General features: G+C 48.3%; 11 protein-coding genes and 3 tRNA genes. 13 read left to right on the top strand and 1 reads right to left on the bottom strand.

Features of this window, described 5'->3' with window-relative positions:
• Positions 1 to 39 precede the first annotated feature (39 nt).
• The 9 genes from BU251_RS01615 (at position 40) to BU251_RS01655 (ending at position 5,981) form a co-directional block, all read left to right on the top strand.
• Entirely contained in the window at positions 40 to 282 is a 243-nt protein-coding gene (locus tag BU251_RS01615; RefSeq protein WP_128699161.1) for a GIY-YIG nuclease family protein, read from the top strand.
• Positions 283 to 286: 4 nt separating this feature from the next.
• Positions 287 to 361, top strand: a tRNA-Pro gene (locus tag BU251_RS01620).
• A gap of 282 nt (positions 362 to 643) precedes the next feature.
• A tRNA-Arg gene (locus BU251_RS01625) sits at positions 644 to 720 on the top strand.
• Between the two features lie 10 nt (positions 721 to 730).
• Complete coding sequence (locus tag BU251_RS01630) at positions 731 to 1,813, top strand: DUF748 domain-containing protein (protein WP_128699162.1); 1,083 nt, start codon at positions 731 to 733, stop codon at positions 1,811 to 1,813.
• A gap of 115 nt (positions 1,814 to 1,928) precedes the next feature.
• Entirely contained in the window at positions 1,929 to 2,174 is a 246-nt protein-coding gene (locus BU251_RS01635; RefSeq protein WP_128699163.1) for a GIY-YIG nuclease family protein, read from the top strand.
• Between the two features lie 115 nt (positions 2,175 to 2,289).
• Positions 2,290 to 2,363: transfer RNA gene (locus BU251_RS01640), tRNA-His, on the top strand.
• Between the two features lie 122 nt (positions 2,364 to 2,485).
• A complete protein-coding gene (locus tag BU251_RS01645) occupies positions 2,486 to 3,859 on the top strand; it encodes a hypothetical protein (protein ID WP_128699164.1) in 1,374 nt (457 codons plus the stop codon).
• A gap of 2 nt (positions 3,860 to 3,861) precedes the next feature.
• Positions 3,862 to 4,704, top strand: coding sequence for a DNA adenine methylase (locus BU251_RS01650; protein ID WP_128699165.1), 843 nt, complete (start codon positions 3,862 to 3,864; stop codon positions 4,702 to 4,704).
• Positions 4,705 to 4,886: 182 nt separating this feature from the next.
• Positions 4,887 to 5,981 (top strand): linear amide C-N hydrolase, encoded by a 1,095-nt coding sequence (locus tag BU251_RS01655; protein ID WP_128699166.1) that lies wholly within the window; start codon positions 4,887 to 4,889, stop codon positions 5,979 to 5,981.
• A 107-nt stretch (positions 5,982 to 6,088) separates the two neighbouring features.
• On the opposite strand, the gene BU251_RS01660 is transcribed toward BU251_RS01655, so the two are convergent.
• The gene (locus BU251_RS01660; protein WP_128699167.1) at positions 6,089 to 6,904 is read right to left on the bottom strand and encodes an ABC transporter ATP-binding protein; all 816 of its coding nucleotides are present in this window, start codon (positions 6,902 to 6,904) and stop codon (positions 6,089 to 6,091) included.
• A gap of 497 nt (positions 6,905 to 7,401) precedes the next feature.
• On the opposite strand from BU251_RS01660, the gene BU251_RS01665 reads away from it, so the two are divergent.
• The 4 genes from BU251_RS01665 to BU251_RS01680 all read left to right on the top strand — a co-directional run bounded on the left by BU251_RS01665 (position 7,402) and on the right by BU251_RS01680 (position 13,901).
• Positions 7,402 to 8,349, top strand: a complete 948-nt coding sequence (locus tag BU251_RS01665; protein ID WP_164908810.1) for a C40 family peptidase — start codon at positions 7,402 to 7,404, stop codon at positions 8,347 to 8,349.
• Positions 8,350 to 8,618: 269 nt separating this feature from the next.
• Positions 8,619 to 8,822: a hypothetical protein gene (locus tag BU251_RS01670; protein ID WP_128699169.1), complete on the top strand. Its 204-nt coding sequence runs from the start codon at positions 8,619 to 8,621 to the stop codon at positions 8,820 to 8,822.
• Between the two features lie 376 nt (positions 8,823 to 9,198).
• Entirely contained in the window at positions 9,199 to 12,405 is a 3,207-nt protein-coding gene (carB, locus tag BU251_RS01675) for a carbamoyl-phosphate synthase large subunit (RefSeq protein WP_128699170.1), read from the top strand.
• A gap of 530 nt (positions 12,406 to 12,935) precedes the next feature.
• Positions 12,936 to 13,901 carry a GMP synthase (glutamine-hydrolyzing) gene (locus BU251_RS01680; protein ID WP_128699171.1) on the top strand — a complete coding sequence of 322 codons (966 nt, stop codon included), beginning with the start codon at positions 12,936 to 12,938 and terminating at the stop codon, positions 13,899 to 13,901.
• Positions 13,902 to 14,024: the final 123 nt, after the last annotated feature.

The raw sequence follows: 14,024 nt of genomic DNA on the forward strand, positions 1-14,024 counted from the left end.
CCAAAGATTTAGTGGCGGACTCAGCTTGCAAAGGTATAGATGTTTGTATATATTTTGCAGAGCAAAAAAGATGGGACTTTTTATGTCGGTTCTGCAAAAAACGTGGCAGAAAGATTATTGCAACATAATCGGTCTCAAAGCTTGGCCACTAAGGGAAAGAGACCTTGGATTTTAGTCGGAGCGGAAGAATATGACACGGTTTCTGTTGCGTTAAAACGAGAGAAGTTTTTTAAAACAGGCAGAGGCAAGAGGGCTATTAGGAATTTGTATTTGAAGAAGTAGTTTTCGGGGAGTAGCGCAGTTTGGCTAGCGCGTTTGCTTTGGGAGCAAAAGGTCGTGGGTTCAAATCCCACCTCCCCGACAATTTTTTGCGCCAGAGCAAAAAATTGTCGGGTGCCGATGAGGCCGTTGCGAGGCGATAAGCCGAGCAGGCCAAAATCGGCGCCGACACCTCGGTGTGTTTTTCTGACAAGCAAAAAATTATCGGGTGCCGATGAGGCCGTCGCGAGCCGAGTGCGCAAGCCTCTTCGCAGAGGATAAGGCGAGCAGGCCGATTTGGCCCCGGACCTTGATGTTGAAAAAATTGATAAGTTATACACCCGGCGCTTATTCGGAATAGCGCCGGTGCAAAATATCCTGTTTTGCGCCCGTAGCTCAACTGGATAGAGCACCTGCCTTCTAAGCCGGTTGTTGGCCGTTCGATTCGGCCCGGGCGCACCATATTTCGACCATGAAAAAAACGATCAAGATCATCTTAGTTGTTTTTGCCGTCATCATCCTTGTGTCGGTGGCCGGCCTTGCCTACGTCGTGGCCAATGCCCGTAGCATCATCCTGCCTAGGCTGGAAAAAAGCCTTGGGGTTTCTGTGAGCGCTTCGGCCATCAGGTTTTCCTGGCCTCTCGCGGCGCAGATGGATGATCTCGCCATAGGCCAGACGATCAAGGTCAAAAGGGTAGACATTGTCCCGGGTTTCACAGGTTTATTCACGGTAGGCATGGTTTTCGACAGGATCGTCTTCCACGAGCCTTACGTCAAGGTCACGCGCACAGGTAAAGACACGTTTGATCTCGGCTTGCCGCCAGCTGGCGACCGCAAGAAACCCCAGTCAAGCTTCATCGTGCGCCGGATCGTCCTAAAGAACGGGAGAATTGAGCTTGTGGATCAGAGCCTGGAGGATGGCCCTATTACCTTTTATGTCGATGATCTTAATCTCGACGCCAGGCAGGCTTCTTTGGCGCAGCCGATGCGTATCCAGTTCCACACCTCGGCCATCGTTAAGACGGCGAAAGAAGAGACAGTGGCGATGCTCCAAGGGAGCGGCTGGATAGACTGGCTCCCGAAAGATTGCGATGCTGTTTTGGTCCTCAAGGACGCTGATCTGACGTATCTGGCGCCCTATTACCGGCAATATCTTCAGAAGGACCTGGAGTCAGGGCATTTGCAGGCGCAGGCCGCCATGAAGGCCGTCCATAACGAACTTAAGGTTGATACCCATGCGGAATTGACGGATGTTGCCTTTAAGGAAGAGGCTCCCGTGGCAGAGGGGGAGCAGCAACAGCCGGCGGATATTAAAGATTTGACGTATCTGGCTTTTGATTCTATACTTTCATCTGAAGGAAAGGCCGTCTTCGATTTTTCCATCACCACGAAACTCGATCATCCGAAGTTTGAGAATTTGAAGATCAAGGGCTCGTTTTTAAGATCCCGCATCCAAGCCGCTGTGACCCATCCTCAGGAAACCATTGAACAATATAAAAAGATAGGAGAGCAGTTCGAGACGATCGGGAAAGAATTCAAAAAAATGTTTAAATGAGCAGATGATTTACTGAAGCGCCAGCGAAAGTAAATCATAGGCCAGGCGCTTCCGTATTCGGCCGTCTGCGAATTTAATCCTGAGCAAAGCGAAGGATCTAAGCGGCAAGCTTGAAATGTGGTATGTTTATATTATTGAATGCAAAGAAGGGTCGTTCTATACAGGGATTACGAATAATCTTAAGGTCAGAATAGGGCAACACAACCGTGGTCATGGCTGTCGGTTTACTAAATTCCGCATTCCCGTTAAATTGTTATATCATGAGATTTTTCCATCCAGGGAAGCAGCTTTGAAGCGAGAGGCTGAAATCAAAGGCTGGACAAGAGAACGGAAATTGGCGCTCATTGCGGAAAGGCTGTAGATTTATTGCATTTTGGTAAGGCCCTTTACTTATTCTTTGCATTGTGGGAAGGCTCTTCGTTTCACTCAGAGCCACCATGATGCAAGGTTGAAATTCCTGAATTTGTTGCATCATGGTGGGTATAGCTCAGCTTGGTAGAGCGCTTGACTGTGGCTCAAGTTGTCGCGGGTTCGAATCCCGTTACCCACCCTTTATTGTTTTAGGAGAACTGAGGTTCGGTAACATAAAAAGAAAGGAGATGATGGTTCTATTTTTGTCATAAAAATTAGAATTATCGTTTCCTTTTTTTTGTTCAAAGGGGAGTGAGCTTTATGAAAAAACAAATAGTTAATTATCAAGATAAGTGGGAAGAAAATAAAGTGAAGGTAGATGACCTTAATTTAGATGTTAATAATATTCGTCTTGAAATAAAACATGAATCTGAGAAAGAAATAGCAAATGATCTTTTTATTAACGAAGATGCGATGGACATACTCGAAAATATTTATGAAAATGGCTTTTTCCCAGATGAGTCGCCTATTGTTATTAAGGAAAATAACAAGCTTGTTGTTCTTGAAGGTAATCGAAGAGTAGTTTCCTTGAAGGCGATGGTTCATCCTGAAATCGCTCCAGAAAAATACGCTTCAAAAATTAAGAAAATGATGGAAGGGCGTTTGCCAATAACAGATATTTTAGTGCGTGTAGCAACTTCTAGGGACGAAGCAATGGAATATTTGTCTGCCAAACATACAAAGACTACAAGGAGGCCATGGAGTGCTTTAAGGCGGGCATATTTTTATTATGCACAGAAAGAGCGGGGGCAAGCAGTTACAGTCTTGATGGATAGATATAAAGGTGTAGATATACCGGCTTATATACGTATGTTCGAAATGCATAATGTTGCAAAGTCATTAAAGAATATTCCAGAAGAAATCAGAAAGAAAATAGCGAATAAGGGAGTTTTTAATATAACTACTCTTGAAAGGCTCTATTCTGATAAATATGTTCAACAAAAACTAGGCATAGATTTTGATAAAACTACGGGTGAGGTTAGCCTTCCTATTAATGCTTCGTTCGATAAAGTTTTTTCTAAGGTAGTTTCTGATATTGTTTCAGGTGTGGCCACTTCTCGTAAATGGCTTTCTCATGATGAGGATAGAAAGAAATATATTGATTCTGTTATTTCTGAGATTCTTGAGGGCAAAGAAATTGATACTAGAACAAAGAAATCAGCTTCAGAGTTTAAAGCTATTAGCTATAAAAAGAAAAGGAAATCCTTGGTTGAGAAATCTTTTGTATGTACTCTAGATGCCCCAGGAATTGGTCGAGTTTTATGGGAGCTTCAAAATCTTGAATACAAAAGTTTTCCAAATGCCGCAGCAGATTTGTTGCGAACATTTTTGGAAAAAACTTTGAAAAAATACTTAGAGCAATTAAATGCTTTACCAAATCCGCGCAGAACAGGTGGTTATATTTATCTTGATGATGTGCTTACCAAGATGAGTAGTGATTTGCAGAAATTATCAAAACATCAAATTGTTCAAATAATTGCAGAGATAAAGAATAATAAATGGTATTTGGAAAGCATTAACCATAATCCTGACATTTTTGCAGTAGAATATAGGGTTGAAGAAGCTTGGGATTTAATATGCCCACTGGTTAAATTTATTTTTAACGAGTGCAAAAAGAAAGTTGAGTCGAAATAGGCATGCCTTTTTATTCTCCATTAAGATATCCAGGTGGAAAAAATAAGCTAGCAGAGTTTATTGCTTCATTATGTGTAAATAATAAAATAAATAAGTGTTATGTTGAACCTTATGCTGGTGGTGCATCGGTCGCTTTGTATCTTTTGCTAAACGGTTATGTTGAAGAGGTGATTATAAATGATTACGATAGGGCTATCTATTCTTTTTGGTATTCTATATTAAATTACACGGAAAGATTTTGTGAAAAAATTAAGAATACCGAAGTTAATCTTGCGAACTGGAATAAGTTTAAGAATATCCATTCTAAGAAAGAAGAGGCCAATCTTTTTGATTTAGGATTTGCGACCTTTTTTCTTAATCGTACAAATCGCTCTGGTATTATTACCGGAGGACCCATCGGCGGAATGATGCAAGAAGGAAAATATAAAATTGATTGTCGTTTCAATGACGAAAACCTCATTAAAAGAATCCAGTTTATAGCAATTCATAAAAAAAATATTCGATTATATATGATGGATGCTTTGTGTCTTATTGAAAAGATGCAAAATGAAAGGAAAGTGAATAATTTATTTTTTTATTTTGATCCACCGTATTATTCAAAAGGACCATTATTGTATATGAGTCATTATGAACACGATGATCATAAAAAATTAAGTGAAGCCATTAAAAGAATTAATAAATCAAAATGGGTTGTTTCTTATGACAATACAAGAGAAATTAGAGAATTGTATGCTACTTGTGAAAAGAGAGAATATTTTTTGCTTCATACTGCATATAAAGTCAAAAAAGGTGAAGAGATTTTATTTATCTCTAAGGGTTTGCTAGTGCCAGATAAGGTAAATTAAAAACTTAAGGAGTTAGATTGTTCGTAAATTGGAATTTCGAAGTCGTAATGCCTAATTTTTGGATTATTCTAGCTGAAAACTAAAAAATATACTAGTATTGTCAATAAAAGGGAAGAAGTTCTGTCTTTTACCCTGTAACCCACCCTGAATTTTATCCTGGGAATTTCTAAAAGGATACATCAATGACAAAAACACGAGGGATGAGGATTGGGGCGGTGGTGATTTTCTTTTTGGCCTTGACGGCGGGCGTGTCTTCGGCCTGCAGTGATTTTCAGCTCAAAGCCAAAGACGGCACCATTGTGATCGGCCGTTCGATGGAGTTTCCCGTTGACCTGCATTCGCGCGTGGTCATCGTCCCCCGAGGCAGGCAGTTTGTTAGCGTCAACGACAAGGGGGTCAAAGGGACCAGTTGGGTCAATAAATACGGTTTCCTGGGGATCGATGCCTATGGAGCCAAGAACACCTATGTCGAGGGTTTCAACGAGAAGGGGCTGGCTTTTGACGCGCTGATGTTTACGGGCGCCGAGTATCAAGAAGCCGTTGCCGGCCGATTCGTCACGATCAGCGATTTTGGCTCCTGGGTTATGGGGAATTTTGCGACAGTCGATGAGGTGAAGGCGGCTCTGTCCGATGTCAATGTCGCCGGCACGCGTCTCAAAGAAGCCGGTGGTGAGATATATATGCACATCGCCCTGCATGATGCCGGCGGAAAGAACCTGGTCATCGAGTTTATCGACGGCAAGGTCCATGTTTACGATAATCCGCTGGGCGTGATGACGAACCGTCCGGATTTTTCCTGGCAGATCAACAACCTGCGCAACTATATCAATCTCGATGCGCACGACAGAAAAGACAAGGAGCTCGGCGGCCTTAAGATCGAACCCACGGGCGTGGGCAGCGGCATGCTTGGTTTGCCCGGCGATTGGACGCCGCCGTCGCGTTTTGTCCGTCTGGCGCTTAGCGTGGAGGCGGCCCTGCCGCCGGCGGATGCCGAGGAAGCCGTGAACCTGGCCCAGCATCTTTTAAACATCGTCGACATTCCCAAGGGGGTCATCAAAGAAAACCCTGAGCCTTTTGTTACCCTGGAAGGTTATGCCCAATGGGTGGTGATCAAGGATTTGACCAATCTTGTTTTGTATTATAAGACCTATGAAGATTCCGCCTTAAAGAAAGTAGATCTAAAGCGTTTCGGTTTGTCTCCGGACAAGAAAGAGCTGTCGATCGCCATCGATGACCGCCGTCAGATCTTTATCGACGTCAGCGGAGACCTCAAATAGCGGTATTTTTTTGCGCAAGGGAAGGGTTTGGCGGCCATGATCAGGATGTCGATCATGGCCGCGTTTTTATGTGCAGATGCGCAGGGAGCAAAGAGAGACTTGCGCGGCTAAGCCCTTAAAGCGTAATAATAGCCGTCTTTGGTCTTTATTTCTACAGGGACCCCAAAAAGCTTTTTGATGTTCTTGCCGTTCAATATCCTGCCCTTGGGGCCGTCTTCGAGGAATTTTCCTTTTTTCATGAGGATGACCCTGTCTATTTCCGGAATGATATCCTGGATATTTTGCGTCACAAGGATGATGTTCACTCCTGCCTTTGCGATCTTGCGCAAGATATTGCTGAATTTGTAGAGCGCGTGCAGGTCCAGACTGTTGGTCGGCTCATCAAGGATAAGCGCCCGGGGATCGTGCACTAAAGCCCTGCCTATCAAAAAGCGCCTGGCTTCGCCCGAAGACATCTCATTGATCCTTCTGTCCTTGAGATGGGAGAGTTCCAGGAACCCGATGATCTCGGCGGCTTTCCTTTTCATGCTACGGGTCAGGCGTTCTTTGTATAAGCCCACGGAACCGAAGAAACCGGACAGGACCGTTTCCAGGCCGGTGATGTCTCTTGTGAAGGTATGCTGGAGGTCGTTCGACACGATGCCGAATAGAAAACGAAGATCGAAAATATTCCATCGGTCCTGTCCCAGGACTTTGAATGAGACGTCATTGTCGCACTGCAGGGGATAGTATTCCCTGGCGATCGTCTTGATGAAAGATGATTTGCCGGCGCCGTTCGGGCCGAGGATGGCGAGATTTTCTCCTGCGTTTATCGTGATCGAGACGGAATCCAGTACCTTTTTGTTATCTCCTTTTATGACCGTGATATTCCTGAATTCCAGGAGGGGTTGATCCGCTTTTCGTGTTTTTATGTTTTTGTTCATAATGATCGCTTGAGATGTTTTCTAAATGTACTTTAACCTAAATATTATACTCCCCGCATAAAATTTCAATCTATTTCTATGCGGCGGAGTATAAAAATATTGTTTAGCGTCTTAAAACACAGACAGTTTTCATGGAGTTCTTGGCCTGCATCGAGCAAGGACTTCAGTTCGTTTCACAAGGCGGGATTCCGTGCCTTCCTGGGATAGGGCACGCCTCATCCGATGGCCTTGAAGGTCTTTGCGCAAAGCCAAGGATAAAACCTCAAGGTGTTCAAAGAACCTCTCTGAAAATGGCCGGATTTTCTTGTTTCCCCGCGCAATTCGGCTATAATGAAAAACTGATGATTCAGAGAGATCCAAGAGGGCGTGGGCCTATGGGATTTTTCTCATCTATTTCTCCCCGATACAAGCAATCCCGCCGATTTTTTATCAAAGACAGGCGGCGGCCTGATAAAAGCTGAAGGAGTTTGAGCAGGAAGATGGTCAACAAGACAATAATGGTCTTATTATTTGCCTTGATATTTTTTTCGCAGGCAGGCAGTGCTGTCGCCGCTCAAAGGTTTATGGTGGTGACAGCGCCGGTCGCCGATTTAAGGAAAGAACCCCAGGAAAGAGACTCCGCCTACGATCATGACGATCTGCAGGAGACCCAGGTATTGTTCAACGAAGTTCTCTTGTATAAGTCTTCGATGGGCGATTGGTATTACGTCGAGGCTGTTGAGCAGAAAAACTTTAGGCAAGATAACCGGTGGAGGGGATACCGGGGGTATATCCGGAAAGAAGATACGAGGTTTGTCGGTCGGCTTCCGGAGTACAATTCCGTTGTCAGCGCCAGGATCGCCGATGTGTTCGACGCCCCTTTGCCGGATGCGCGGATTTTGCTTTCTGCTTCTATCGGAACGAGATTCAGGATCGTCGGCGATCAAAAAGATTTCTACAAGGTTGAGATGGGGGAAGGCGGTTTTGGCTGGGTCTCCAAGGATGCCTTGAGAAAGACAGAAGGGGTGATCCCGCGGACGGACACAAGAGAAGAGCTTATCGAAACCTCAAAGCTCTTTCTGGGGGTCCCCTACCTGTGGGGAGGGAGGTCTCAGGCGGGCGTCGACTGTTCAGGCTTGGTCAATCTCGTTTATCGTGCCCAGGGAATGGAAGTCCCCCGGGATGCGCAAGAACAGTGGATGACGGCAAGAAAAATAACGGCGGGACAGTTAAGGCCGGCCGATCTGATATTCATATCGCGCAAAGACGATCTTGGCTCCATAGTCCACGTGATGCTGTTTTTGGGCGGCGAGGATTTTATCGAGGCCCCGGGAACAGGGAAGTCCGTTTGGATCACTGATTTCAAGAATAAATTCGGCATGGGTCTGGAAGATCTTAAAAGGCAAGATTTTGTCGTTGATGGAAAAAAGATATTTTTTGGGAGGGTCAAAGTCTTAGGAAGATGACATCTTTTATTTTGTAGTCTACGGCCGAGCCTGTCTTCCGCGCGCGGGGGCGAAGGGGCTGAGATCCTTGGTTTTTTAGGGCCCAATGGCGCCGGCAAGACCGCATCTATTCCGTCCAGACGGAAGTCGTCAAGTGCTGTCCGAAAAAATCGAAGAAGGAAAATTTGACTGCATGTTTTGTGTAGAAAAAATTTTGACAGGAAAGATAAACGATTATAACATTATATCTTTCTGAGTGCATATATACAGGTTCGTGCGTGTGGAGAAGTATGAGACAAAGACGTCCATATGATCTTCTGGGGACGTCTTTTCAGACCACGGGCTTTCAGCCCGCGCCCTCAAGCTTTAATCTCGGTTTGCGGCTTGAGTTCTTCGATAAAAAGAATCTGACCCTGCTGGTCGATATGGATACGGCGTTCAAGGAAGATTATTATGAGGGAGGCGGTTCGCTGACAGCCAAGTATAGTTTTTGAAACCCTCGCCTTGAATTTGTTTCCGCGCCGCAGGAACGCAAGAAGATCACCCTGCCGACAACAACCCGGCACAGGCGTTAATTCCCCCAAAGCATCCTTTTTGAACCGCTGAATTTTCTTGTTTCCCCGCGTAATTCGGCTATAATGGAAACCTGTGGATTCAGAAAAGCCCGTCAGGACAAAGAAGTCAGCGGGCCTTTGACGTGCCTCGCGTTTTGAGACGCGGGGATTGATTTCCGCAGATACGAAACATCCTCCATCTCTATGACGGACCTGACGATCAACGGCGATCGCCTTTACCGCAGTATCTTCCTTAACACACTCTTTGTCTCTCATCCTGTCTTAAATCCTGTTTCTGCCATTTTCCGGAGGTTTCATGCCCAGACGTAACGACATCCATAAGATCCTTATTATCGGTTCAGGCCCGATCATTATCGGCCAGGCGTGCGAGTTCGATTATTCGGGGACCCAGGCGTGCAAGGCGTTGAAAAAAGAAGGTTATGAGATCGTTCTGGTTAACTCTAATCCGGCGACGATCATGACCGACCCGGGCATGGCGGACAGGACATATATCGAACCCCTGACCGTTGAAAGCTTAGAGAAGATCATTGCCCAGGAAAGGCCCGATGCCCTGCTTCCGAATTTAGGCGGCCAGACCGGCCTTAATCTGGCGTCCAGCCTTTACAAGGCGGGTATCCTGAAAAAATACAAAGTCGAAGTGATCGGCGTCAAGGCGGACGCGATCGAACGCGGCGAAGACCGGGAAGTTTTTAAGCAGACCATGAAGCAGTTGGATATTCCGGTACCTCGCTCGGAGATCGCGCATACCGTCGAGCAAGCCCAAGAGATCGCGTCGCGGATCGGTTTGCCGGTCGTGGTCCGTCCGGCCTATACGCTGGGAGGGACCGGCGGCGGCATCGCCTACAACGGCGAGGAGCTTAAGGTCATCGCGACGCGCGGCCTGACCATGAGCATCGTCCATCAGGTTTTGATCGAAGAGGCGGTCATCGGCTGGGAAGAGCTTGAGCTTGAAGTCGTGCGCGACAAAAACAACCAGAAGATCACCGTCTGTTTCATCGAAAATATCGATGCGATGGGCGTGCATACGGGCGACAGTTTTTGCGTGGCGCCGATGCTGACCGTCCCGAAAAAACTCCAGGAAAAAATGCAGGAGCTTTCCTATAAAATCGTTGACGCCATCGGCGTGGTCGGCGGCACGAACATCCAGTTTGCGCACAATAAGGCCGATGACCGCCTTGTCGTCATCGAGATCAACCCGAGGACGTCGCGCTCTTCGGCCCTGGCCTCCAAGGCCACGGGTTTTCCTATCGCCCTTGTGTCCACGCGGCTGGCGGCGGGGCTCACCCTTGATGAGATCCCATATTGGAAAGAAGGGACGCTGGAGAAGTATAAACCGAGCGGGGATTATGTCGTCATCAAATTTGCGCGCTGGGCCTTTGAGAAATTTGCGCAGGCCAAAGACGTCCTGGGGACCCAGATGAAGGCCGTCGGCGAAGTCATGAGCATCGGCAAGAATTTTAAAGAGGCTTTTCAAAAATCCATCCGGTCGCTTGAAATAGGCCGCCACGGGCTGGGCATGGCCAAGGATATCAGCAGTCTTTCGGCTGAAGAGCTCCTGGACCGCCTTTCGATGCCGTCGAGCGAGAGGGTGTTTTTGATGTATGAGGCCCTGCGCAAAGGCGTCAGCGTCAAAGAGCTCAATAAGCTGACGCACATCGGCTCCTGGTTCATCGGGGAGATAAAAGACCTGGTGGAGTTCGAAGAGGAGATGAAGAAACATTCCTGGGGTGATCTTCCCGATGCGGGCCTCATCAAGGCCAAGGAGTGGGGTTTTTCCGACAAATACCTATCCAAGCTTTTTAACGTCAAGGAATCCGAGGTGCGCAAAAAACGCCTGGCCGTGGGCAAGAAGGCCCGGTATGAAGCGGTGCCTGTCAGCGGCGTTGACAATGCCGCTTATTATTATTCGACGTATAGCGAAGGGAAAGACGAAGTCCCGGTATCACCGAACAAAAAAGTCATGATCCTGGGCGGCGGCCCCAACCGTATCGGCCAGGGGATCGAGTTTGATTATACCTGCGTGCATGCGGCGCTCGCGTTGCGGGATGAAGGTTATGAATCCATCATGGTGAATTGTAATCCTGAGACCGTCTCGACCGATTACGATACGTCCAACAAGCTTTATTTCGAGCCCGTGACGGTGGAAGACGTCCTGGCCATTTACGAGAAAGAGAAGCCCATCGGCGTGATCGCCCAGTTCGGCGGCCAGACGCCGCTGAATATCGCGGCAGAACTCAAGCGCTGCGGGGTCAGGATACTGGGGACGACTCCGGAGAATATCGCCATGGCCGAGGACCGGGAACTTTTCCGCCAGAGGATGCTGGACCTGGGCATCCTGCAGCCGGAAAGCCAGACAGCGCGTTCGCTCGACGAGGCCCTGAAGATCGCCCAAAAGATCGGCTACCCTTTGATGGTCAGGCCTTCGTTTGTCCTGGGCGGCCGGGGCATGGAGATCATTTATGACGAATCGGCACTGGCCAAATACGCCCTGGAGGCCATCAACGTTTCGCCTGAATATCCCATGCTGATCGACAGGTTTTTGGAGGAGGCCCTCGAGACTGAAGTGGATGCGCTTTCTGACGGGCAAGAGACGTTCGTCGCCGCCATCATGGAACACATCGAGCAGGCGGGCATTCACTCCGGGGACTCCGCCTGCGTGATCCCGCCGAGGTCCATCAAGCCCAAACACATCGAGACCATCATGAGATATACGGACATGATCGCCAAGAGCCTGGAGGTGGTCGGGCTGATGAATATCCAATATGCCATCTGCGGCGACGAGGTTTATGTCTTGGAGGCAAACCCGCGGGCCTCCCGCACGGTCCCCGTTGTTTCCAAGGTCACGGGGATCCTGATCGCGCGCATCGCCACGCAGCTCATGCTCGGCAAAAAGCTTACTGATTTTCCTCAACTGAAACGCAGGTTCAAGCCGCCCATGGTGGGCGTCAAAGAGGCCATCTTTCCTTTTAATATGTTTCCCGAAGTCGACCCTGTCCTTGGCCCCGAGATGAGAGCGACGGGCGAGGTGATGGGCGCTGCCGATACGTTTGAAGCCGCCTTCTTCAAGGCCGAGGACGCCGCGGGTTCGAGGCTTCCCCTTCAGGGGACCGTTTTGATCACTGTGACCGACAGCGATAAGAGGGAGGCCATCGGGTTGGCGCGCAAACTCAAAGAGCTGGGGTTCAACATTTATGCGACAGAACACACCGGACGCCATCTGAAAGAAAGAGGCATCGAAAACAGGGTGATCATGAAATTGCATGAGGGCAGGCCCAATATCGCCGATGCCATTATCAACAAAGAAATCCAGTTGATCATCAACACGCCGGTGGGCAAGTCCGGCAAGGTCGACGACAGCTACATCCGGATCATGGCCATTCAGCATAAGATCCCGTATATCACGACGATGGCCGCGGCCAAGGCCAGCGTCGATGCGATCGAGGCCATGCGCAACAAAGAGATCGTTCCGAAGGCGCTGCAGGATTACCATAAGGGCGTGTAGGGCCGCCGCACAAGCGGAGGGTTTAACCCAGAAAGGGTAGGCCTCTGCATTCCACATAGCGGAGGGTCTAATTCCGCCGGAGGCGGAAGGATTAAAGCAATCAACATTACTCCTTGCGTCTAATCACTTGGAAATTTTCGCCAGGGTAGGCCGTCGGCCTGGCGTAGCCGGCCAGGACGGCCATCCGGCAAAAATTTCCTGCGTAGCCGCAGGGTTAATTTTGCAAGGAATAGGAACTCTATTATAGGCAAAATTAAGGAATAAGCGTTGACCCCTCGCTTAAGCACTTGAGAATTTTAGCCACGACGGGTCGGCAAAAATTCTCTGCGTAAGCTCGGAGTTAATTTTGTAAGGAAAGAGACCTCGATATAGGCAAAATTAAGGAATAAGCATTGACTTCTCGCCTAAACACTCGAAAATTTACTGCCAGGGTTGGCTTGGCGGCCAGCCGGCGTAAATTTTCTTCGTAGGCTCGAAGTTGATTTTGCAAGGTAGGTAACCTCGCTATAGACAAAATCAAGGAGGGCAGTATGAAGACGAAGGAGATCCCGGCCGACAAACTGAACTCTAGGCTTTTCATCGCAGAAAAAGTCAGGGACATCGACCGGGCCGTCAAATCCGGTTTTGCCATTAACGCCCTTTCCGGCGGCGTGGATTCATCGGCTGTCACCATGCTGGGGCACAAGGCCCTGGGCAAGAGGCTCAAGACTTATTTCATCGATAACGGCATTATGCGCCGCAATGAACCGCGGCAGATCGTCCTTTTATTCAAGCGGCTGGGCGTTACGGTGGATATCATCGACGCCAAAGAAAAATTCTTTAAGGCCCTCAAGGGGGTAACGGACCCCGAAGAAAAGAGGGAGGCCATCACCAGGACATTCTATAAGGATGTCTTCGGCAGTCTGGTGAGGAACAGCAAGGCCAAGTATCTTTTGCAGGGGACTATTTTGACGGACGTCGATGAGACGGTCGCCGGCATCAAGCGCCAGCACAATGTTTTCAAGCAATTGGGGATCGACCCGCAGAAGGCCTTTGGTTATAAGATCCTGGAGCCTCTGGTCCAGCTGCGTAAAGACGGCGTGCGCAAGGTCGCCCAGGCGCTGGGATTGCCGCCTTCAGTATTCAGCCGTATGCCGTTTCCCGGGCCGGCCCTGGCCGCTCGCGTGATCGGCGAGGTGACACCCGAGAAAATCGAAATGGTGCGTCATGCCACGGCCATTACGGAAGAGGCCCTTGTCTCACAGAAGGCGTTTCAATGCATGGCCATTCTTCACAACGACCGGGTCACGGGCATCCGGGACGGCAGGAGGGATTTCGGCATGCAGATAGAGATCCGTTGCTGGGACAGTATCGACGCCCGCAAAGCAGAGCCGACCAGGCTCCCTTATGAGATACTCAGTCTTCTGGCGAGGCGTATCGTGACGGAAGTCCCTGGCGTCGTGAGCGTGACCTATAACATCACGCCCAAGCCGCCGTCGACCATGGAAGCGATATAAGACTGTTGAGCCGATAAAAAAATATTGACAGGTCGGCAAAACGGTTATAACATTATATCTTTCTGAGTGCATATATACAGGTTCATGCGTGTGGAGTAGTATGAGACAAAGACGTCCATATGA

The organism is Candidatus Velamenicoccus archaeovorus (genome assembly GCF_004102945.1).
GTDB classification, from domain to species: domain Bacteria; phylum Omnitrophota; class Gorgyraeia; order Velamenicoccales; family Velamenicoccaceae; genus Velamenicoccus; species Velamenicoccus archaeovorus.